The 21321-nt window shown below is 64.4% G+C and carries 16 protein-coding genes; 10 read left to right on the forward strand and 6 right to left on the reverse strand.

The features are described from left to right. Nucleotides 1-55: 55 nt before the first annotated feature. Genes ccmI through NKJ57_RS20875 form a run of 4 tightly spaced genes read left to right on the forward strand, consistent with a single transcriptional unit; the run spans nucleotide 56 to nucleotide 4109 of the window. Nucleotides 56-1210, forward strand: coding sequence for a c-type cytochrome biogenesis protein CcmI (gene ccmI, locus NKJ57_RS20860; protein WP_352512364.1), 1155 nt, complete (start codon nucleotides 56-58; stop codon nucleotides 1208-1210). Nucleotides 1211-1213: 3 nt separating this feature from the next. After that, the gene (ccmE, locus tag NKJ57_RS20865) at nucleotides 1214-1657 is read left to right on the forward strand and encodes a cytochrome c maturation protein CcmE (RefSeq protein ID WP_352512363.1); all 444 of its coding nucleotides are present in this window, start codon (nucleotides 1214-1216) and stop codon (nucleotides 1655-1657) included. After that, a complete protein-coding gene (locus NKJ57_RS20870) occupies nucleotides 1657-3648 on the forward strand; it encodes a heme lyase CcmF/NrfE family subunit (protein ID WP_023684529.1) in 1992 nt (663 codons plus the stop codon). The genes ccmE and NKJ57_RS20870 overlap by 1 nt, the downstream gene beginning before the upstream one ends. Then, entirely contained in the window at nucleotides 3645-4109 is a 465-nt protein-coding gene (locus NKJ57_RS20875; RefSeq protein ID WP_023670181.1) for a cytochrome c-type biogenesis protein, read from the forward strand. Before NKJ57_RS20870 ends, NKJ57_RS20875 begins: the two co-directional genes overlap by 4 nt. Here the strand turns inward: NKJ57_RS20875 and NKJ57_RS20880 are convergent. Both NKJ57_RS20880 and NKJ57_RS20885 read right to left on the reverse strand, forming a co-directional pair. Then, nucleotides 4106-4414, reverse strand: a complete 309-nt coding sequence (locus NKJ57_RS20880) for a type II toxin-antitoxin system RelE/ParE family toxin (protein ID WP_023670182.1) — start codon at nucleotides 4412-4414, stop codon at nucleotides 4106-4108. The two genes, NKJ57_RS20875 and NKJ57_RS20880, sit on opposite strands and share 4 nt — an antisense overlap. After that, the gene (locus NKJ57_RS20885; protein ID WP_023684527.1) at nucleotides 4411-4680 is read right to left on the reverse strand and encodes a CopG family ribbon-helix-helix protein; all 270 of its coding nucleotides are present in this window, start codon (nucleotides 4678-4680) and stop codon (nucleotides 4411-4413) included. The genes NKJ57_RS20880 and NKJ57_RS20885 overlap by 4 nt, the downstream gene beginning before the upstream one ends. 191 nt (nucleotides 4681-4871) lie before the next feature. On the opposite strand from NKJ57_RS20885, the gene NKJ57_RS20890 reads away from it, so the two are divergent. From NKJ57_RS20890 to NKJ57_RS20910, 5 genes are all read left to right on the forward strand, one after another. Beyond that, the gene (locus tag NKJ57_RS20890; RefSeq protein WP_023702184.1) at nucleotides 4872-6425 is read left to right on the forward strand and encodes a Do family serine endopeptidase; all 1554 of its coding nucleotides are present in this window, start codon (nucleotides 4872-4874) and stop codon (nucleotides 6423-6425) included. Between the two features lie 254 nt (nucleotides 6426-6679). Beyond that, complete coding sequence (locus tag NKJ57_RS20895; RefSeq protein WP_023670185.1) at nucleotides 6680-7354, forward strand: response regulator transcription factor; 675 nt, start codon at nucleotides 6680-6682, stop codon at nucleotides 7352-7354. A 107-nt stretch (nucleotides 7355-7461) separates the two neighbouring features. Then, on the forward strand, nucleotides 7462-8937 hold the full coding sequence (locus tag NKJ57_RS20900; RefSeq protein WP_023705427.1) for a sensor histidine kinase: 1476 nt from the start codon (nucleotides 7462-7464) through the stop codon (nucleotides 8935-8937). Beyond that, a complete protein-coding gene (locus tag NKJ57_RS20905) occupies nucleotides 8937-11903 on the forward strand; it encodes a bifunctional [glutamine synthetase] adenylyltransferase/[glutamine synthetase]-adenylyl-L-tyrosine phosphorylase (RefSeq protein WP_352512362.1) in 2967 nt (988 codons plus the stop codon). Before NKJ57_RS20900 ends, NKJ57_RS20905 begins: the two co-directional genes overlap by 1 nt. 64 nt (nucleotides 11904-11967) lie before the next feature. Beyond that, nucleotides 11968-12441, forward strand: a complete 474-nt coding sequence (locus tag NKJ57_RS20910) for an EF-hand domain-containing protein (RefSeq protein WP_023702181.1) — start codon at nucleotides 11968-11970, stop codon at nucleotides 12439-12441. Between the two features lie 104 nt (nucleotides 12442-12545). On the opposite strand, the gene NKJ57_RS20915 is transcribed toward NKJ57_RS20910, so the two are convergent. Together NKJ57_RS20915 and pepN are read right to left on the reverse strand one after the other, a co-directional pair. Continuing rightward, nucleotides 12546-14867 carry a PAS domain-containing sensor histidine kinase gene (locus NKJ57_RS20915; protein ID WP_352512361.1) on the reverse strand — a complete coding sequence of 774 codons (2322 nt, stop codon included), beginning with the start codon at nucleotides 14865-14867 and terminating at the stop codon, nucleotides 12546-12548. 311 nt (nucleotides 14868-15178) lie between these two features. Beyond that, the gene (pepN, locus tag NKJ57_RS20920; RefSeq protein ID WP_352512360.1) at nucleotides 15179-17818 is read right to left on the reverse strand and encodes an aminopeptidase N; all 2640 of its coding nucleotides are present in this window, start codon (nucleotides 17816-17818) and stop codon (nucleotides 15179-15181) included. Between the two features lie 420 nt (nucleotides 17819-18238). Between pepN and NKJ57_RS20925 the strand changes: the two genes are divergently transcribed. After that, the gene (locus tag NKJ57_RS20925) at nucleotides 18239-19141 is read left to right on the forward strand and encodes a DMT family transporter (protein ID WP_352512409.1); all 903 of its coding nucleotides are present in this window, start codon (nucleotides 18239-18241) and stop codon (nucleotides 19139-19141) included. Nucleotides 19142-19159: 18 nt separating this feature from the next. Here the strand turns inward: NKJ57_RS20925 and NKJ57_RS20930 are convergent, their stop codons facing one another. Next, nucleotides 19160-19972: a helix-turn-helix domain-containing protein gene (locus NKJ57_RS20930; RefSeq protein WP_352512358.1), complete on the reverse strand. Its 813-nt coding sequence runs from the start codon at nucleotides 19970-19972 to the stop codon at nucleotides 19160-19162. Between the two features lie 241 nt (nucleotides 19973-20213). Further along, complete coding sequence (locus NKJ57_RS20935; protein WP_352512356.1) at nucleotides 20214-21092, reverse strand: uracil-DNA glycosylase; 879 nt, start codon at nucleotides 21090-21092, stop codon at nucleotides 20214-20216. Between the last annotated feature and the right edge of the window lie 229 nt (nucleotides 21093-21321).

Raw genomic sequence — 21321 nt, forward strand, 5'->3', positions numbered from 1 at the left:
GCGTCGCAGCACCCTCATGTTGTGAGAGCAGGGCTCTCGCTCTATTGAAAGAACCATGCTGTTCTGGGTCATAGCCGCACTCCTCACGCTGGGCGCAAGCCTGGCGGTGCTGCTGCCGCTGACCAGTGGCGGCAAGGACGCTCCGACCAGCAGCGACCACGACCTCGAAGTTTATCGCGACCAACTGGCCGAGCTTGAGCGTGACGCCGCGCGCGGGCTGATCCAGCCGGCGGAAGCCGAGGAGGCGCGCGCCGAAATCGCCCGCCGCATCCTTCGCCTGGGAGATGTTGGTCAAGCCAATGTCGGTCAAGCCGATGCGCCTGGCACGCGGCAGCCGTCAAAGGCGGCAAGGCTGGTGGCAACGGCTGCGGTACTGGCGGTCCCTCTGCTCAGCTGGGGCCTTTACAGCCAGCTCGGCTCGCCGGATCTGCCGTCGCAGCCGCTTGCCGAACGGCTGGCCAAGAATCCGGCCGATAGTTCGGTCGACGAGTTGGTGGCGCGCGCCGAGGCCCATCTTGCCGCCAACCCTGGCGATGGACGCGGCTGGGACGTGCTCGCCCCGATCTATCTGCGCCTGCAGCGCTTTCCCGATGCCGTGACCGCCTATCGCAATGCCATCCGCCTCGATGGCGACACGGCCGCCCGCGAGGCCGGCCTCGGCGAAGCGATTGCCAATGCGGCCGGCGGCATCGTTTCGGCCGATGCGCAATCCGCTTTCGAACAGGCGCTAAAACTCGACCCGGCAAACGCGAAAGCCTCGTTCTATTTGGCGATGGCGCTGGCCCAGGAAGGCCGCATACCCGAGGCAACCACGGCTTGGCAGAAAATGCTCGATTCCCTGCCGCAGGATTCGCCATGGCGCGGAGCTGTCCAACAGGCACTGGCCGAGGCCGCCAACCGCAGCGTCGCGTCAGGAGAGCCCGCCAAAGGCCCCGACGCCGCAGCCGTCGATGCCGCCTCGTCGATGGCGCCGCGGGACAGGCAGGCCATGATCGAAACCATGGTCGCCGGCCTCGACGAAAAATTGCGGCAAAATCCGCGCGACACGGAAGGATGGATGCGGCTCATTCGTTCCTATGTTGTGCTGGGCAAGGCCGACCAGGCGCGGGACGCGCTGCATCGCGGTATTGCCGTGTTTGGCGCCGACAGTGAGGAAGCGAAGAAATTCACCGCCTTTGCCGCCTCGCTCGGCCTGACGGCGACGGAGTAGGACATGACGCGCAAGCAGAAGCGATTGTCGGTGATTGTCGGAGGTTTTGCCTTCCTCGGCGCCGCCACCGGGCTGACCTTCTATGCGTTGGGCCAGAAGGCCTCCTATTTCTATATGCCCGCCGATCTGACCACCGCCAGCTTGCAGCCGGGACAGCGCATCAGGCTCGGCGGCCTCGTCGAAAAGGGCACGGTCGTGCGCGGGCAGGGCGCGACGGTTGCGTTCTCGGTCACCGACACGGACAAATCGGTCAAGGTCAGCTATACCGGCATCCTGCCCGATCTGTTCCGCGAGGAGCAGGGCGTCATCACCGAAGGCAGCTTTGGCGCCGACGGCGTTTTCGTCGCCGACAGCGTGCTGGCCAAGCATGACGAGCGCTACATGCCCAAGGAAGTCGCTGACGGGCTGAAGGCCAAGGGCGTGTGGCAAGAGAGCAAGAGCCAGTAATGGTTGAGACCGGACACTTCGCGCTCGTCCTCGCCTTTGTGCTGTCGCTGGTGCAGACGCTGGTGCCGCTGATCGGCGCCCGTACCGGCAACCAGAGGCTGATGGCTGTCGGCGGTCCCGTCACGGTCACAGGCTTCGCGCTCACGGCGCTATCGTTCGCAGCACTCGCCGGCGCCTATGCAAGTTCCGATTTCTCGGTGGCGAGCGTGTGGGAAAACTCGCATTCGCTGCAGCCGCTGATCTACAAGATCACCGGAACCTGGGGCAATCACGAAGGCTCGATGCTGCTCTGGGTGCTGATCCTGACCTTCTTCGGTGCGCTGGTCGCTGTCTTCGGCTCCAACCTTCCGGCGACGCTGCGCGCCAATGTGCTGGCCGTGCAGGGGGCGATCGGCGCCACCTTCTTCCTGTTCATCCTGGCGACATCCAATCCGTTCACCCGGCTCAATCCGGCGCCGATCGAGGGCCGCGATCTCAACCCGGTCCTGCAGGATCTTGGCCTCGCCATCCATCCGCCGCTGCTCTATCTCGGCTATGTCGGGTTCTCTATCTGCTTTTCCTTCTCGGTCGCCGCCCTCATCGAAGGCCGCATCGATGCCTCCTGGGCGCGCTGGGTGCGGCCGTGGACGCTGGTCGCCTGGATGTTCCTCACCGGCGGCATCGCGATGGGCTCCTACTGGGCCTACTACGAGCTCGGCTGGGGCGGCTTCTGGTTCTGGGATCCGGTCGAAAACGCCTCCTTTATGCCGTGGCTGGCCGGCACGGCTCTTCTGCATTCGGCGATCGTCATGGAGAAGCGTTCGGCGCTCAAGATCTGGACGCTGCTGCTTGCCATCCTCACCTTCTCGCTGTCGCTGCTCGGCACCTTCCTGGTGCGCTCCGGCGTGCTGACCTCGGTGCATGCTTTCGCCACCGATCCGACCCGCGGCATCTTCATCCTGTGCATTTTGACGCTGTTCATCGGCGGCTCGCTGGCCCTGTTTGCGCTGCGCGCCTCGCGGCTGACGGCCGGCGGCCTGTTCCACCCGATCTCGCGCGAAGGCGCACTCGTCCTCAACAATCTGTTCCTGACCACGGCCACGGCCACCGTGCTGGTCGGCACGCTCTATCCGCTGGCGGTCGAAGCGCTTTCGGCCGGCAAGATCTCAGTCGGCGCCCCCTTCTTCAACCTGACATTCGGCCCGCTGATGGTGCCGCTGCTGGTCGTGGTTCCTTTCGGACCATTGCTCGCCTGGAAGCGCGGTGACCTCTATGCCGTCGCCCAGCGCTTGATGGCGGCTTTCGGCGCCGCTCTCCTGGCGATGCTGGTCACCGGGCTGTTCATCGACGGCGCGTCGGTGTTCGCCGCCCTTGGTGTCGGCCTCGCCTGCTGGCTGGTCTGCGGCGCGCTCACCGACCTCGCCGTCAAGTCCGGCTTTGGCAATGTGTCGCACGCCATCATGCTGCGCCGTTTCGCCGGCCTGCCGCGTTCGGTGTTCGGCACTGCACTTGCCCATCTCGGCCTCGGGCTGACGACGCTCGGCATTGTCGGCACGCTGTGCTTCGGCACCGAAAGGATACTGTCGATGCATGCCGGCGAGAGCGTCGAACTCTCCGGCCACACGCTGCGTTTCGACGGCCTCTTCCCGGCGCAGGGTCCGAACTACAGCGAGCAGCGCGGCCGCTTTTCCCTGATCGGCGCCGATGGCGGCGTTTCAGCCGAAATCACCTCGGCCAAGCGCTTCTTTCCGGTGCGGCAGACGACGACGACCGAATCCGGCATCGAGACGATCGGCTTCAACCAGCTCTATCTGTCGCTGGGCGATGAAGGCACCGATGGATCCGTCGTGGTGCGCCTGTGGTGGAAGCCGCTGGTGACGCTGATCTGGGGCGGAGCTCTGGTGATGATGGCGGGAGCCGCAATGTCGCTGCTCGACCGTCGCCTGCGGGTTGGCGCACCCTCGCGCCGCCGCAAGCAGGCAGCCTCCATGCCGTCGGCAGGCGCGCCGTGAGCACCAGGTTCTCGTTGGCCTCGCTCACCCTGCTTCTGGCGCTGCTGTTTGCCGGCGCCGCGCAAGCGGTGAAACCGGACGAGGTTCTCACCGATCCGGCGCTCGAGGCGAGGGCGCGGCTCCTGTCGGAAGGCCTGCGCTGCATGGTCTGCCAGAACCAGTCCATCGACGAATCCGATGCAGACCTCGCCCGCGACCTGCGCATCCTGGTGCGCCAGCGCCTGGTTGCCGGCGATACCGACCAGCAGGTGATGGACTATATCGTGTCGCGCTACGGCGAGTTCGTGCTGTTGAAGCCGCGCTTCAGCCCGCGCAACGCCTTGCTTTGGGGCACGCCGGTGCTTCTGCTTCTAGTCGGCGGCATTTTCATTGTGCTGACCACACGCTCCCGCCGCTCGTTGGCAACCAAGGCGCTGAGCGCCGAGGAACAGGCGGCGCTGGACAAGATGCTGAGCGACTAGCTCGGCCATTCCTCCAAAGGCCAGTCCCGCGACGTGTGGATGGCGCGCAGGATAACAATGCTCTGACGGCCGGCGATCAGGCGCAATTCATAGGCAATGATGTAGGGCAGGCGGCCGATGGGCTTCTCATAAGTGCCTGTTACCCGGCCAGGTCGGCCCGTCGCCATATCACCAAGGCCCCGGCCCATTTCACGGATACGGTCCGCGAGGCGTCGGGCGGCGGCAGGATTGTCCTGAGCGATAAAGGCAACTTGCTGCGTGAGATCGTCCAGCGCTTCTCGCGACCAGGTGACGAACCGCTTCACGCCTTGCCTGCGCGCCTGGCTTTCGCTGCTTCGATCACCGCGTCGAGCTCCGCCATGGCGTCGTCGTGGGGCACGACACGGCCAGCCTCTGCGTCGGCCATGCCACGTTTTATGCCTTCGATGATATCCAGCTCGCGATCGACATAGGCTGAGACCGCCTCGGCGGCGAGGAACGATTTACTACGCCTGGTATCGGTAGCGATCTGCTCCAGCTTCAGCTTGGTCTCGGACGAGACTCGAATGGTCATGGTGGTGCTTGCTGTCATTGTGAAAGCCTTGTGCTGAGTTGTGTACAACATAGGGCAGCAGGCGAGCGCAACCAAGCGATTTGTGCGACCGCCCAACATTACAAAACTTTCATGCACCGGAAATGGCGCCGTAATGTGCGCCTCTCTATTTCTCTTGTCCGAGGATGCTCTGCCTGAGCCGCATCCAGTGAAAAGAGGATACGAGACCCATGACTATCGCCCCCAACCCATATTCCCGCACCCGCAAACGCCTGTTGGCCGCCGCCGCTTCGCTGGCCATTGCCGGCGGCATCGGTTTCGGCGCCGTTGCCACTGGTACAGCTCCCGTTCTGGCCGACGCCGTGCGGGTCGAAGCGCCCCAGGTGCCGGGCTTTGCCGATGTCGTCGAGCGCGTTTCGCCGGCCGTGGTCAGCGTCAAGGTCAAGGCCAAGATCGAGCCTGCCGCCGATGACGGCTCCGACCAGTCCGACGATCCGGACGGCATGAACAACCTGCCCGACAATCCGCAGCTGCGCCAGTTCTTCAAGCAATTCCGCGGCTTTGGTGATCAGAACGGCCATGACGGCGGCAATCGTCGCTTCAGCCACCGCGACCATAACAACGACCAGCCGCGTCCGGTGGCGCAGGGTTCTGGCTTCTTCATCTCCGATGACGGCTATCTCGTCACCAACAACCATGTCGTCGAGGAAGGCTCCGCCTTCACAGTGGTGATGAATGACGGCAAGGAGCTTGACGCCAAGCTGATCGGCACCGATCCGCGCACCGATCTGGCGGTGCTCAAGGTCGATGGCGTCGGCAAGTTCACCTATGTCGATTTCGCCGACGATTCCAAGGTTCGCGTCGGCGACTGGGTGGTGGCCGTCGGCAATCCGTTCGGCCTCGGCGGCACCGTCACCGCCGGCATCGTCTCGGCCCGTGGCCGTGATATCGGCGCCGGTCCCTATGATGACTTCATCCAGATAGACGCTTCGGTCAACCGCGGCAATTCGGGCGGCCCGACCTTCAACCTTAACGGCCAGGTCGTCGGCATCAACACCGCGATCTTCTCGCCGTCGGGCGGAAGCGTCGGCATCGCCTTCGACATTCCGGCCTCGACCGCCAAGCAGGTGGTGCAGGATCTGATGAAGAGCGGCTCGGTGCAGCGTGGCTGGCTCGGCGTCGAAATCCAGCCGGTTACATCGGACATCGCCGAATCGCTGGGCCTGAAGTCGCAGAACGGGGCTCTGGTTTCGGGCGCCCAGGACGGTGGCCCCGGCAAGAAGGCCGGCATCACCGCCGGTGACGTGATCACCCAGGTCGAAGGCAAGGACGTCGCATCGCCGAAGGAACTGGCTCGTCTGATCGGCGCCTACCCACCCGGCAAGTCGGTCGACGTCACGGTGTGGCGCGACGGCAAGAGCCAGACCATCAAGGTCGATCTCGGCACGTTGCCATCCACTGACAAGCAGGCCTCGGCCGACCCGCAGCAGCCCGCGGCACCGGCAAAGCCCGCCGCGCTGGCCGATCTCGGCCTCACCGTCACCAAGTCGGAAAACGGCAAGGGCCTGGTGGTGACCGATGTCGATCCCGACAGCGATGCCGCCGACCGCGGCATCCAGCCCGGCGATGTCATCACCTCGGTCAATTCGACGGAGGTGAACGGCACCGACGACGTCGCCAAGGCGATGGCCGATGCGGTCAAGTCCGGCCGCAAGGCGGTGCTGATGCAGATCACCCGCGACGATTCAAACCGCTTCGTCGCGCTGCCAGTCGCCAAAGGCTGACATCACACAGTTTCCAGTGCGGCGGTTTCAACACCCCCGAGCCGCCGCACGGGAAGCAAGGGGCCGAACGCGTTAGTCAGTCATCGTGTTCTGCCCCCGGCGGCAGCGGGCCCCCATCGCCCGCTGCCGCTCTAACATCGAAGCATGTCGCCCAAAAGTGCACGGCGGTTTTTGCAAAACGACATGCTTGAACGAAAGCTTTTGCGCTTATGGCGGCCCCTCAATCTTCCGGCGAAATCGCGTATAACGGCTCTATGAAGATTCTCGTCATAGAAGACGATCGCGAGGCGGCCGACTATATGCAGAAGGCCTTTGCCGAGGCTGGGCACACCGCCCATGTCGCCGGCGACGGCGAAACCGGCTTTGCGCTGGCCGATGCCGGCGACTATGACGTGATGGTCGTCGACCGCATGATGCCACGCCGCGACGGGCTCTCCGTCATTGCCGGCCTGCGCTCGCGCGGCAACACCACGCCGGTGCTGATCCTGTCGGCGCTGGGCGAAGTCGATGACCGCGTCACCGGTCTGCGCGCCGGCGGGGACGACTATCTGACCAAGCCCTATGCCTTTTCCGAATTGCTCGCCCGCGTCGAGGTGCTGAACCGCCGCGCCAGCGCCAGGGAGGCCGAAACCGTCTACCGGGTCGGCGATCTCGAGCTTGACCGGCTGTCCCATTCGGTCAAGCGCGCGGCGCGCGAGATCACGCTACAGCCGCGCGAATTCCGCCTGCTCGAATATCTGATGCGCCATGCCGGCCAGGTGGTGACGCGCACCATGCTGCTCGAAAATGTCTGGGACTATCATTTCGATCCGCAGACCAACGTGATCGACGTTCACGTCTCGCGCCTGCGTGGCAAGATCGAGAAGGGTTTCGACAAGCCGATCCTGCATACGGTTCGCGGCGCCGGCTATATGCTGAAGAGCGGCTAGAGCATGATCCCAAAAAGTAGGTACCGGTTTTTGGAGAAGATCATGCTCCAACAAAGGGGTAGGTCATGATGAGATTTCAGCCAAATCTCATCATGAGCTAGAACTCGATGGCCCTTTCCCTGCCGGCCATCATGAGGACGACGGCGGCGCGGCTTTCAGCGCTTTATTTCCTGCTTTTCGCGCTATGTGCCGTGTTGCTGGTCTTCTACATGACGTCGTTGTCGGCCCGCATGCTGACCGGCCAGACCCAGCAGACCATCAATGACGAGGTGCTCGGCCTCGCCCGTGCCTATCAGAGCGGCGGCCTGCCGCGGCTGGTGCGCGTCGTCGAGCAGCGCTCGCGCCAGCCCGGCGCCAACCTCTATCTCATTGCCGATGTCAACGGCCAGATCCTCACCGGCAACGTGCAGAGCCTGGCACCGGGGGTGCTCGAGACCGATGGCTGGACGACCGAACCCTTCTCCTATCGCCGTTTCGGCGAAGGTGAGCTTGAACGGCAGCGCAACCAGGCTTCTGACCCGAATGGCGCGCAGCCCGGCGAGACCGAAATTCAGTCCGAGGGCGAGAAGGGCCACAACGCCATCGCGCTGGTGCTGCGGCTGCCCAACCAGATGATCATGCTGGTCGGCCGCGATCTCGGCGAGCCCGAGCGCTTCCGCGCCGTCGTCCGCCGCGCCCTGATGCTGGCGCTGGGCATGATGGGCCTGGGCGGGCTGCTGATCTGGTTCCTTGTCGGCCGCGCCGCGCTGAAGCGCATCGACAGCGTCTCGGAGGCAAGCCGCCGCATCATGGGCGGCGATCTCACGGGACGGCTGCCGGTGACCGGCGCCGGCGATGAGTTCGACCGCCTGTCGGAAAACCTCAACACCATGCTGGCCAGGATAGCGACGCTCAACGAAGGGCTGAAGCAGGTCTCCGACAACATCGCCCATGATTTGAAGACGCCGCTGACCAGACTGCGCAACCGCGCTGAGGCGACACTTTCGGGCAAGCACAAGACCACCGACTACCGGCAGGCGCTGGAAGGCACCATCGCCGAATCCGACCAGCTGATAAAAACCTTCAACGCCATCCTGATGATCTCCAGGCTGGAGGCCGGCTATTCCTCGGAGAGCACCAGCAAGGTCGATCTCGCCGCCGCGGTGCATGACGTTGTCGAGCTTTATGAGCCGGTGGCGGAGGAGGCTGGCGTGGTGCTTGAAACTGCCGCGGACGGGAATTTTTCCGTCGATGGCAACCGCGAGCTGATCGGCCAGGCACTGTCGAACATCGTCGACAACGCCATCAAATACTCGACCGATGCGACGGAAAAGCCTGCCGTGCGCGTAGCCCTGCAGCGCGTCGGTCACGAAATCCGCCTTTCCGTTTCCGACAATGGCCATGGCATCCCCGACGATGCCGACCGCGCCAGGGCGACCGAGCGCTTCGTGCGGCTGGAAAAGAGCCGCTCGCAGCCGGGATCCGGCCTTGGTCTCAGCCTCGCCAAGGCGATCATGACTTTTCACAATGGCCGGCTTGAACTTCTGCCTGCCAATCCCGGATTGTCCGTTATCATGAGCTTCCCGGGGCGGGAGGACCATTGATGGCGGTGCGGATGGCGCAGAAACGGATCGAGACCGAATGGCGCCTGCAACTGGCGGCGCAGCTCGCGCCGCTGGATGAGACCCGCGCCCGGCGTGAACTGTCGGAGATCGCTGGCGATGCCAAGGACGAGAACCTGCCGCGGCTGGCGAAATTCCTAGGAGGCAAGGGCGCGGCCCAGGAGTTTCTCGCTGCCGTCTTCGATCTCTCGCCTTTCCTCCGCGATGTCGCGCGCCGCCGGCCGCAAATCCTCGACGCGCTGTTCGATGGCAGTGTCGAGGCTCGGCTGCTCGCCATCGCCGAAGCGATCGGCAAGGCCGCCTTTTCCGAGACCGTTTCCGAATCCAGCCTGATGACGGAACTCAGGCAGTGGAAGGGTGAAGCTCACTTCCTGATCGCACTTGCAGACCTCTCCGGCGAGGCCGATGCAGCGCTGACGGTAAGGCGCCTCAGCAATCTCGCCGATGCCTGCACCTGCGCGGCGGTCGACTTCCTGCTGCGCGAGGCGCACAGCCAAGGCAAGCTCAAATTGCCCGATCCCGAAAATCCGTCACGGCAATCCGGCTGGATCGTGCTCGGCATGGGCAAGCTTGGCGCGCATGAACTGAATTTCTCCTCCGACATCGACCTCGTCGTCTTCTTCGATCCGGATGCGCCGGCGATCGTCGATCCGCTCGACGCCACAGAGCTGTTTGCGCGCCTGACCCGCAGGCTGGTCCGCATCCTGCAGGACCGCACCGGGCACGGCTATGTCTTCCGCACCGATTTGAGGCTTCGTCCCGATCCAGGCTCGACGCCGCTGGCGATCCCGGTCGAGGCAGCACTTCGCTACTATGAGGCGCGCGGCCAGAACTGGGAGCGCGCCGCCATGATCAAGGCGCGTCCCGTGGCCGGCGATCTCGATGCCGGGGATGCGTTCCTGCGGGAATTGCAGCCCTATGTCTGGCGCAAATACATGGACTATGCGGCGATCGCCGACGTTCATTCGATCAAGCGCCAGATCCATGCCCACAAGGGTCATGGCGAGATCGCGGTCAAAGGACACAACGTCAAGCTCGGCCGCGGCGGCATTCGCGAAATCGAGTTCTTCGTCCAGACCCAGCAACTGATCGCCGGCGGCCGTTTTCCGGAGCTGCGCGGCCGCGAGACGGTGCCGATGCTGGGTGCGCTGGCGGCGCGCAACTGGATCACCGCCGATGCACGCGACGCGCTCACGCAGCAATATTGGTTTCTGCGCCGCGTCGAACACGCCATCCAGATGGTCGCCGACGAGCAGACGCATATTCTGCCCGACGATGATGAAGGGCTGGAACGCATCGCCCATATGCTGGGCTTTGCCGATGCCGCCAGATTTGCCGAAACCTTTCGCGCGGCTTTGCATGAGGTCGAGCGCCATTACGCCGCGCTGTTCGAGACCGCGCCTGAATTATCGGCAGGCGTCGGCAATCTGGTCTTCACCGGCGATGTCGACGATCCCGACACGCTGCAGACCTTGCACGGCCTTGGCTTCCAGCGGCCAAGCGACATCTGCCGGGTGATTCGAGGCTGGCATTTCGGCCGCTACCGCGTCACCCAGTCGGCGGAAGCGCGCGAGCGGCTGACCGAACTGACGCCGGCGCTGCTCAAAGCCTTCGGCCAGACGCGCCGGGCCGACGAGGCGCTGGTTCGCTTCGACGAATTCCTCGCCGGCCTGCCCGCCGGCATCCAGCTGTTTTCGCTGCTGCAGTCGAATCCCGCCCTGCTGAAACTAATGGCGACGATCATGGGCGCCGCGCCTCGGCTGGCGGCAATCATCACAAGGCGCCCGCATGTCTTCGACGGTCTGCTCGACCCGGCGCTGCTCGCCGAACTGCCCAACCGAGCCTATCTCTCAGCGCGGTTGGCCGCTTTCATCGAAGGCGACCGGGCTTATGAGGACGTGCTCGACCGTTTGCGCATCTTTGCCTCCGAGCAGAAATTCCTGATCGGTGTCAGGCTGCTCGCCGGCTCGATCGACCCGGCGCGCGCCGGCCGCGCCTTTTCCGATCTCGCCGACCTCACCATCGACGCCGCATTGCAGGCGGTGACCACCGAATTCGCGCTGCGTCATGGCCGCATCGCCGGCGGCACCGTGTCGCTGCTCGGCATGGGCAAACTCGGCAGCCGCGAGCTCACCGCCGGCTCCGATGTCGACCTCATTCTGCTCTACGACCACGACGCGAATGCCGACGAGTCCGACGGCGACAAGCCGCTCGCACCATCGCACTACTATACCAGGATGACGCAGCGGCTGATCGCGGCTGTCTCGGCGCCGACCGCCGAAGGCGTTCTCTACGAGCTCGACCTGCGCTTGCGGCCATCCGGCAACAAGGGGCCGGTGGCCACCCACATCGATGCCTTCACGAAATACCAGCGCCAGGAGGCCTGGACCTGGGAGCACATGGCGCTGGCCCGGGCGCGCGCCATCGGCGGCGACGCGGCCCTTTGCGCCGAGGTCGAGGTCGAGGTGGCGGCACTTCTGGCCTTGCCGCGCGATGCCGCCAAGGTGAGGGCAGAGGCATCCGAGATGCGCGCGCTGATCGAGAAGGAAAAATCGCCGCGCGATCTCTGGGACATCAAGCTCATCTCCGGCGGCCTCATCGACCTCGAATTCATCGCGCAGGTGGCGGTTATAACCGGGCAGGTCGAAGCCGGCCGCAGGGTGACCGCGACCGGCGAAATCCTGGCGCATCTGTCGCCGGATTTCGCCGAGGCTGACGTCAGGCAGCAGCTTTGCGAAGCCTACCAACTCTATCTGGCGCTGACCCAGATGACGCGGCTTTGCCTCACCGGTGCATTCGAACGCGATGACGTTCCGCCGGGATTGTCGGATCTGCTTCTGGCGGTGACTGACCTGCCGGATTTCGGTGTGCTGGAAGCACATCTCAAGGAAACGTCGCAAAAGGTCAGAAAGGATTTCAACCTTTTGCTTCGTACGAAACGGTCGTGAGGGCGTGAAGCGTTGGCGGCTGTTTCGGATCGCATCGGGGGTGACGATGCAACAGGAGATACCCATGAGAAAGACAACCGGACTTGCCCTTGCCTTTGTCGCGCTTGCCGGCGCCGTTGGCACCACCGCCTATGCCGAGAACAATGCCAGCGCCAGAATGCGCGAGGGCGCGATGATGCGCCTCGACAAGGCGATGAAGGATTCCAACGGCACCATCAGCTTCGACCAGTTTTCCGACGCCATGAACGCGCGGCTGAAGAAGCTGGTCGCCGATAATGGCGGCAAGCTGACAGTCGCCCAGCTCGCTGACGCGCTGGAGAAGGCGCGGTTCGAGGAAATGGCCAAGCGCATAGTTGCCCGCTACGACAGCAAGGGCGACGGCACGCTGACCACGGACGACATCACCGGGCGCGAGAAGAAGGTGTTCGCCATGCTCGACCGCAACAATGACGGCAAGATCGAGCGCAACGAACTCCCAAAGAAAGGCCGCATGGGCCGCCACCACCAATGGGACGGCGGCGACGACAGCATGGAGTGAAATGGCGATATGTCTCCGGCGGCGAAAGCCGCCGGAGCCCTTACATGACCGGGGCTACTCAGTCCTTGAACGCGGCGGAGAGCACCGCTCGCATTGGCGGGCCGTCAGGCCGCCGCCTTCACCGCCAGCGCCGGCTTCTTCACCGGAATGCGCACCGACACGATCGTGCCGACGCCTTCGGTCGAGCGGATTTTCAGCGCGCCGCCCTGCAGCTCGGCCAGCGAGCGCGAGATGGCAAGGCCGAGGCCGGAGCCGGCGTGGTTCTTCGAAAACTGGTTCTGCACCTGTTCGAAGGGGCGGCCGAGCTTGCTCAGTGCCTCCTTCGGAATGCCGCAGCCATTGTCCTCGATGGTCAGCACCAGCGCGCCTGACGTGTTGCGGGCGCGCACCGAGATATGGCCGCCCTGGCCGGTGAACTTCACCGCATTCGACAGCAGATTGATGGCGATCTGCTTGATCGCCCGGCGGTCGGCGAACAGCGTCATCGTATCGGCGATGCGGGTTTCGACTGTGATCGATTTCTCCGCCGCCTGCAGCGAGATCACCCGCACCGTCTCGCGGATCAGCGGGCAGAGATCGATTTCCTCGCGGTCCACCGAGAATTGGCCGGCTTCGATCTTCGACATATCGAGTATGTCGTTGATGACGCCGAGCAGATATTTGCCGCTGCCGTTGATGTCGTTGGCATATTCCTCGTAGCGCGGCGAACCGAGCGGCCCGAACAGGCCTTGTTCCATCAGTTCGGAGAACCCGATGATGGCGTTGAGCGGCGTGCGCAGCTCGTGCGACATGTTGGCTAGGAATTCGGATTTGGCCCGATTGGCGGCCTCGGCGCGCTCGGTTTCCTTCATATATTCGCGGTTGAGCTCGACCAGTTCCTTGGCGCGCTCTTCCTCGGCCCGGCGGGCGAGGCTGAGGTCGTGGATGGTCGCCATCAGCCGGCGCTCGCTGTCGACCAGCTTTTCCTGGTGCAGCTTGATCTGGGTGATGTCGGAGCCGACGGAGACCGTGCCGCCGTCCCGGGTCCTCAGTTCGTTGACCTGCAGCCAGCGGCCGTCGGAGAGCTGCCGCTCGAAGGTTGCGCCCCCTTGCGGCCCGTTGGTGTTGGCCAGCCGCCGTTCAGAGGCGAAGGCCAGCATGCGCTCTTCAAGCACGGCGCGCGCAGCGCCCGGCATGACGTCGCGGTCCGACAGGCCGTTGTCCTTCTGGTATTTGGAATTGCACATGATCAGGCGCTGGGCGGCATCCCACAGCACGAAGGATTCGTTGATGTTTTCGATCGCGGTCCGCAGGCGCAGGTCGGCCGCCTCCGAGCGCAGCGCCAGATGCCGCTGCTCGGTGACGTCGACGGCAATGCCGATCAGCTGGATCTCAGGCGCTTCCGGGTCGATCACCTGGGCCCTGGCGCGCATCCACACCCACTGGCCGTCGGCGTGACGCATCCGGAACACCTGGTCGATATGGTCGATCTCGCGCTCGACGATTTTGTTGGCCAGCTCGAACAGGTCGCCGTCCTCGGGGTGGATGATGTCGTCGACCTCGCCGAACGACAGCATCGAGTTGCAGGGCTCGTAGCCCAGCATGTCGTACATCGAGCGCGACCAGTACATCTTGCCGCGCACCATGTCCCAGTCCCACAGGCCGCAGCGACCGCGAACCAGCGCCATGTCGATGCGCTGATGGGCTTCGAGATAGATGCGGTCGGCTGTCTGGGCGCGCGATGCCTGGCCGAAATAGGCGTAGAGGATGATGATCAGCACGCCGGCTGTCAGCACAAACAGCGTGACGTTGAGCGAGACGGTCTTGCGCCAGTTGTCGAACACTGCTTCCTGCGGCACCAGCACGGCGGCGGCGTTCTTGCGGTCCCGGGTCAGGCTCACCGCCGCGTACCAGTCCTGGCCGCCGATGCTGACATCCATGACCCCGGCGCGGTCGCCGAACATGAACAGCGGCTGGCCGTCCAGCACCAGGCTGTCCAGCGATCGCCCTTGCCAGCCGGTCGACAGCGGCGACACGGCAATGATCTTGAAGGCGCTGTCGGTGATCACAAGCACATGGCTTCTGCCCATGGCGCCCTGGCGGCTCGTGCTTTCCAGAAGATCAATTGCACCGCTGGATGCCGCGGTCGGGTCGGCCGAGATTGCGTTCGCCATCTGGCCGGCGGCGAGACCCAGCACCGCCTTGACGTCGCGCTCGGCCTCGTCGCGCTCGTTCATCAGCGACAGCACGCGCAGTGCGGCGATGACGATCAGGAAGATGATGATGAGAGCCGGTATCGAACGGCGCAGAAGGGGTTCGGCAGCCAGGAGCCGCCGGTAGGCTGGTTCAGCGATGAGCCGCGTATTGCCGGCGAGGCCGTCGCCTCGCGCCTTGCGGCGCTCAAAAGCCGTCCCTTCGGGCGCGCCCCACGCGTCCGCCTTGGCCATAAATGGCACTCCCCGAATTTCCGTACGCTTGACGATCCGGCAACACCGCACGTCCGAATCGTCTGTAAAGAATCAAAGGTGATTCGCCTTGTCCAGAGGCGCGGCCGAAAAACATTAAAAATTGATTGAAATAACGCTGAAATCCCTCCCCCTTGAGGGGAGGGTGGCCCGAAGGGCCGGGTGGGGTCCTCGGCGAAGCGCTCGACTCTCTCAATCACGGTCGAAGTTGGTCGAGGTCGCGCACTGCCGCAACGACCCCACCCGTCCATCCGCCTTCGGCGGCTGTCCACTCTCCCCTCAAGGGGGAGGGATCAGGCCAGCGTACGCTCCACAATGTCCCGCAAATCCGCCGACAGGTTTTCGCCATTGGCGATCGCCAGCAGCGCTTCCCTTGCCTTGGCTTGCCTGCCCGGCTCCAGCGAGCGCCAGGAGCGCAGCGCTGTCGCCAGCCTGGCCGCCACCTGCGGATTGCGTTTTTCAACCTCGAGTACGGTCTGGGTAAAAAACCGGTAGCCTTCGCCATCGGCTCGGTGGAAGCCGGTCTGGTTGGCGCTGGCGAATGTGCCGACCAGCGAACGCACCCGGTTCGGATTGGCCATCGAGAAAGCTGCGTGACCAGTCAGCTTGCGTACCGTATCGACTGTCCGGGGTCCCGGCACGCTGGCCTGGATCTGGAACCATTTGTCCATGACCAGCGGATCGGCGCCATAACGCGCCTCGAAATCGGCCAGCGCCTTGATCGCCTCCGGCGAACCGTCATGGCGGTGCGCAAGGACGGTCAGCGCTGCGGCGCGGTCGGTCATGTTCGTCGCGACCTCGAAATGCCGGGCGGCGAGCGCAGCACCTTCCGGCTGCAGCGAGAGGTAGTCGAGCAGGATGTTGCGCAGCGCGCGGCGTCCCGCACTTGCCGCGTCGGGGCTGAACGGCCCGTCGTCGGCTAGGCGGCCGTAGAGCTTGGCGAAGCTGTCTTTGTTGGCGCGCGCGATTGCCAGCGCCAACGCCTCGCGAGCGGCAAAGATGGCGTCGGGATCGATGTTAGTGCCGAGGTCGCGGGCAATGTCGGCCTCGCCGGGAAGTGACAGCGCCAGTGCCCGGTAGGCAGGCTCCAACGTCTCGTCGCCGGCGATCTTCCCGGCAAGTCCGGTCAGCCTGGCGGTGAAAACCGTTTTCGCGCCGCCGAGGATCTGGCGGAAAGCCGCTATCAGCGCATCGGTGAGCAGCGTGTTGAACGCCTGCCAGCGCGCGAAGGCATCTCTGTCATGGCCAGCGAGGAAGAACTGGTCGTCGGCCTTCTGCTCGACCGAAAGCGTGATCGGCGCCGAAAAGCCGCGGTTCAGCGACACCGCCGGCCGCTCGGCGACGCCTGAGAAGCGCACCATGTGACGGCGCTTGCGGATGTGGATAACGCCGTCCTCGACGGTGGCTCCCTCGACGCCATCATAGGCGACCGGCTCACCGCCCGCGCCGACCAGCCCGAAGGCGAGCGGAATGTGCATCAAGCGCTTGCGGCTCTCCGACGGTGTCGGCGGCACCGACTGCTCGATCTCAAGCGTAAACTCGCGCGTCGCCGGATTGTGCGTCGAACTGACGGTCAGGTTCGGCGTGCCCGCCTGGTGATACCAGAGCGCGAACTGCGACAGGTCGCGCCCGGAGGCGTCCTCGAACACCTTCAGGAAGTCCTCGATCGTCGCGGCCTCGCCATCATGGCGCTCGAAATAGAGGTCCATGCCGGCGCGGAAAGCCTCGGCCCCGAGGATAGTGCGGATCATGCGCACGACTTCCGAGCCTTTTTCGTAGACCGTCGCCGTGTAGAAATTGTTGATCTCGCGGTAGCGGCGCGGCCGCACCGGATGCGCCAGCGGTCCCTGGTCCTCGGGGAACTGGTGTGCCCTCAGCGTGCGCACTTCGGCGATGCGCTTGACCGCGCGCGAGCGCTGGTCGGCGGAGAATTCATGGTCGCGAAAGACCGTCAGCCCTTCCTTGAGGCAGAGCTGGAACCAGTCGCGGCAGGTGATCCTGTTGCCGGTCCAGTTGTGGAAATACTCATGCGCGATGATCGCCTCGATATTGGCGAAATCGGCGTCGGTGGCGGTTTCCCGGTCGGCCAGCACATACTTGTCGTTGAAGATATTGAGGCCCTTGTTCTCCATGGCCCCCATGTTGAAGTCGGAAACGGCGACGATGTTGAAGACGTCGAGGTCGTATTCGCGGCCGAAGGCCTGCTCGTCCCATTGCATCGAGCGCTTCAGCGCATCCATGGCGTAGCCGGCAAGCCCCTCCTTGCCTGGCTCGACATAGATGCCGAGTTCGACCTTGCGGCCGGACATGGTGACGAAACGGTCCGCAACCTTGCCGAGATTGCCGGCCACGAGCGCAAACAGATAGGACGGCTTGGGGAAGGGGTCGTCCCAGACTGCAAAGTGCCAGCCGTCGGCAAGCGCGCCGCTTTCGACCGGATTGCCGTTGGAAAGCAACAGCGGCGCTTCGTCCAGCCTCGCCTCGATACGCACGGTATAGACCGACAGGATGTCGGGGCGGTCGAGGAAATAGGTGATGCGGCGAAAGCCCTCGGCCTCGCATTGCGTGCAATAGACATTGCTGGAGCGGTAGAGGCCCATCAGCGCCTCATTGCTGGCCGGCGCGATCTCGGTCTCGAGCAGCAGCTGGAAACGGGCCGGCGGCCTCAAAATGGTCAGCTGGTCCGGCGTGGCGAGATACTCGGCCGGGGCAAGCTCGCGACCGTCGATGGCAATGCGCTTGAGCACCAGCCCGTCGCCGTCCAGCACCAGCGACGTCGAGGCGGCGGCGCCATCGCGGCGTTCGATCGTCAGCACTGCGGTGACACGCGTTGCGTCTGGCGAAAGGCGGAAGGTGAGGCCGGTTTGCGGGATGGAAAAGTCGTTGGGGCGGTAGTCTTCGAGCTTGAAGACCTGGCCGGTATCGGTTCGCATTCCCTTGGGTTTCCCTGTCGCTATCGGAGCCGCTGACGTGTCCTGGCCCATTAAATCTAAAGTTGCGCGCTCTTTACACGAAACGGTCACTCGACAAAACTGCGCCAATGCCTATTTCGGGGCGTTCCCCTTCCGCCATCATCGTGAGGCCTTGATGACCGTCGTCACATCGAAGTTCGGCATGGGCGCCTGTGTACCGCGTTGTTCGACGCGCATCTCAGCGGAGATCCGGGAAGCAACAAAACAGTGAAAGCCGGGCCTGGAGACGAAGCGGGCGGGAAACTGTCCGATCATCCCGGCGCGCATCGGCCCAAAAATCAATGTCGATTTTTGGAAAGCACGATGCGCAGATTCAAAGTGTCAGAGCGTCCTTTGCGCGTCGAAGACGACGCGCGGCGCTCTAATGTTCTCACCGGGATCATGCTCAAGGTCATGTCGGTGGCGGTCTTTGTCAGCATGCAAACCTGCATCAAGGCCGCCGGCACTTTGCCGGCCGGCCAGATCGTCTTCTTCCGCTCCTTCTTCGCCATCTTCCCGATCATCGTCTTCCTGGCCTTCACGAGAAAACTGGGCACGGCGTTTGCCACCAAACGCCCGCTGAACCACATCGCACGTGGTGTCGTCGGCGTCTGCGCCATGGGGCTCGGCTTCTTTGCGCTGACCCGGCTGCCGCTGCCGGAAGCGATCACGCTGAACTATGCCCAGCCTTTGCTGGTGGTGGTGTTCTCCTCGCTATTCCTCGGCGAAGCCATTCGCATCTATCGCTGGAGCGCGGTTGCGGTCGGTCTGGTCGGCGTGCTGATCATCTCCTGGCCGGAGCTGACGCTGCTCACGTCGGGCGCCGCGCTCGGCGACCAGGAGGTGCTGGGCGTCATCGCTGCTCTCGTTTCTGCGGCAATCTCCGCCAATGCCATCCTGCTCGTGCGCAATCTTGTCCAGACCGAACGAACCGCGACCATCGTGTTGTGGTTCTCGGCGACGGCGAGCGTCATGGCGCTGCTTACGCTGCCCTTCGGCTGGCAGGCGCTGACACCGCCGCAGGCCGGTCTGCTGGTCGCAGCGGGCTTCTGTGGCGGGCTGGCGCAGATTTTGATGACGGCGGCGTACCGCCATGCCGAAGCTTCGGTGGTGGCGCCGTTCGAATACACCTCGATGATCCTCGGCGTCGTCGTCGGCTATTTCGCCTTTGGCGATATCGCCACCATCAACACGCTCGTCGGCGGTGTGATCGTCGTTGCCGCCGGCATCTTCATCATCTGGCGCGAGCGCCAACTCGGCCTGGAACGCACCCGAACGCGGAAGGCAGCGCCACCACAGGGGTGAGGAGGTCCACGGGGTTGCTCAGTTAGCTTCCGCACGTTCCTTCGCCAGCCGCACCAGCACCGCTCGCGTCTGCTCGTCGGCCGGGAAGAAAGACTCGATCGCCAGTTCCGACAGCGTCACGTCAAGCGGCGTGCCGAAGACGGTGATGGTGCTGATGAAGGACAGCACCTGGTCGCCATGCGCCAGCCGCAGCGGATGGACGATGCCGTTGGGCTCGACCGGCACCGGCCGCGCGCCCTTGAGCCCGGAGGGATAGGTTCGCAATTCGCGCTCCAGCTCGACCAGGACGGGATCGCCGGCGGCATCGTTCTGGTGTTTCAGCCGCTCCAGCAGATGCGCCCGCCATTCCGCGAGATTGACGATGCGCGGTGCGATGCCGTTCGGGTGCAGGCTGAGGCGCAGCACATTGACCGGCGGCTGGAGCAGCGACGGCTCGGCAACATCGGCCAGAAACGGGCCGATGGCGGCATTGGCGGAAATCAGGTTCCAGTGCCGGTCGACGGCGAGGGCGGGGAACGGCTCATGCCCTTTGAGCACGCTCTCGACCGCGGCAAGCGCCGGCGCCAGCGTCGTATCTGTGAGTGGCCGCTCGCTGAAGCTCGGGGCAAAGCCGGCAGCCAGCAACAGCTGATTACGCTGCCGCAGCGGAATCTCAAGCTGCTCGGCCAGATGCAGCACCATCTCGCGCGAGGGCGCGGCGCGGCCGCTTTCGACGAAGGAGAGATGACGCTGGGAAATCTCAGCCCCCATTGCGAGATCAAGCTGGCTCATGCGCCGGCGCGTGCGCCATTCGCGGATCAGGCTGCCGGCGGAGGTTTGGACTGTTGTCATCGGGCAGGATTAAGGCGGCGGGAGAGGGATTTCAATTACGTCGGAGGTTATAGCGGAGGCCGAGGCGAAATCTATTCTCCCCCCTTGAGGGGGAGATGGCCGGCAGGCCAGAAGGGGTCGGTTCGACGGGATGCGACCTTCTTACGGAAAATGGACGTTGCGCTCCACGCGCAACGACCCCTCAGTCGCCTTCGGCGACATCTCCCCCTCCAAGGGGCCCTCAAGGGGGAGATCAGCTAGATTAGCCCAGCTCCCGCAACTTCGCCTTCACCTCGAGAAAATCTCGCCACGCCAGTTTCTTGTGCGCAGGGGTTCGCAAGAGATAGGCCGGGTGCAGCGTCGGCATGGCCGGAATGGCAATGCCGGAAGCCGTGGTGTGGACGCGCCAGTTGCCGCGCAGGCGCAAGATGCCTTCGCTCGTGTTGAGCAAGGTCTTGGCCGAAGGGCCACCGAGATTGACCAGCACCTTGGGATTGACCAGCTCTATCTGCCGCTCGATGAACGGACGGCAGATTTCGGTCTCGTGCGGCGTCGGCGTGCGGTTGCCGGGCGGCCGCCAGGGAATGACGTTGGCGATATAGACCGAAGTCCGGTCAAGCCCGATCGCCGCCAGCATGCGGTCGAGCAGCCGGCCGGAGCGGCCGACGAATGGCAGGCCTTCAATATCCTCGTCGCGGCCGGGCGCCTCGCCGACCAGCATCACCGAACCCTCCGGATTGCCGTCGGCGAAGACCAGGTTCTTGGCGGTGAATTTGAGGTTGCAGCCATCGAAGGACGCCATGTGCTGGCGCAGTTCGTCGAGCGTCGAGGCGCTTGCCGCCATCTGCCGGGCTAGGGCCGCCTGTGCCTCGTCGGGCACCGTCGCCATGGCCGGAACGGAACGCGCAGGCGCGTCCGGCACCCGGCTTGCGTCCAGCCCGGGGCTGGCGGCGGCTTGTTCCGGAAATTTCTGTTCGCGAGGCGGCGCGGCAGGCGCCGTTGCGCGCTCGGCGCGCTTCGGCGCTGCCCCGGCAAACCGGTTCACCGGCGCGTCCTCCAACGCTTCGTCGACGCCGGCAGAGGCGTAGAAGGCGAGCAACTCGGCCAGGTCGGATCGGTTGTTGGGGGAGGCGGCAGTCATGCCGGGCACATTCGTCCGCCGAGAGACGATTTGCAAGGTTGGGCGGTTAGTAATCTCCCCCCTTGAGGGGGAGATGTCGCCGAAGGCGACAGAGGGGGGTCGGCACGACCGGACGCGGCCTGTCGGCGACAGAGGAGGTTGGCGCTCGACGCGCAACGACCCCCTCTGGCCTGCCGGCCATCTCCCCCTCAAGGAGGGAGATTACGCGCTCGTCGGCTTTCGCCAATCA

Origin of the sequence: Mesorhizobium sp. M0077 (assembly GCF_040322955.1) — a bacterium.
Lineage (GTDB): Bacteria > Pseudomonadota > Alphaproteobacteria > Rhizobiales > Rhizobiaceae > Mesorhizobium.

What these genes read in the sequence shown, in the direction of transcription:
- ccmI (WP_352512364.1), top strand. Translation starts at nt 56, where the DNA reads ATGCTGTTCTGGGTCATAGCCGCACTCCTCACGCTGGGCGCAAGCCTG.
- ccmE (WP_352512363.1), top strand. Translation starts at nt 1,214, where the DNA reads ATGACGCGCAAGCAGAAGCGATTGTCGGTGATTGTCGGAGGTTTTGCC.
- NKJ57_RS20870 (WP_023684529.1), top strand. Translation starts at nt 1,657, where the DNA reads ATGGTTGAGACCGGACACTTCGCGCTCGTCCTCGCCTTTGTGCTGTCG.
- NKJ57_RS20885 (WP_023684527.1), bottom strand. Translation starts at nt 4,680, where the DNA reads ATGACAGCAAGCACCACCATGACCATTCGAGTCTCGTCCGAGACCAAG.
- NKJ57_RS20890 (WP_023702184.1), top strand. Translation starts at nt 4,872, where the DNA reads ATGACTATCGCCCCCAACCCATATTCCCGCACCCGCAAACGCCTGTTG.
- NKJ57_RS20895 (WP_023670185.1), top strand. Translation starts at nt 6,680, where the DNA reads ATGAAGATTCTCGTCATAGAAGACGATCGCGAGGCGGCCGACTATATG.
- NKJ57_RS20900 (WP_023705427.1), top strand. Translation starts at nt 7,462, where the DNA reads ATGGCCCTTTCCCTGCCGGCCATCATGAGGACGACGGCGGCGCGGCTT.
- NKJ57_RS20905 (WP_352512362.1), top strand. Translation starts at nt 8,937, where the DNA reads ATGGCGGTGCGGATGGCGCAGAAACGGATCGAGACCGAATGGCGCCTG.
- NKJ57_RS20910 (WP_023702181.1), top strand. Translation starts at nt 11,968, where the DNA reads ATGAGAAAGACAACCGGACTTGCCCTTGCCTTTGTCGCGCTTGCCGGC.
- NKJ57_RS20915 (WP_352512361.1), bottom strand. Translation starts at nt 14,867, where the DNA reads ATGGCCAAGGCGGACGCGTGGGGCGCGCCCGAAGGGACGGCTTTTGAG.
- pepN (WP_352512360.1), bottom strand. Translation starts at nt 17,818, where the DNA reads ATGCGAACCGATACCGGCCAGGTCTTCAAGCTCGAAGACTACCGCCCC.
- NKJ57_RS20925 (WP_352512409.1), top strand. Translation starts at nt 18,239, where the DNA reads ATGCTCAAGGTCATGTCGGTGGCGGTCTTTGTCAGCATGCAAACCTGC.
- NKJ57_RS20930 (WP_352512358.1), bottom strand. Translation starts at nt 19,972, where the DNA reads ATGACAACAGTCCAAACCTCCGCCGGCAGCCTGATCCGCGAATGGCGC.
- NKJ57_RS20935 (WP_352512356.1), bottom strand. Translation starts at nt 21,092, where the DNA reads ATGACTGCCGCCTCCCCCAACAACCGATCCGACCTGGCCGAGTTGCTC.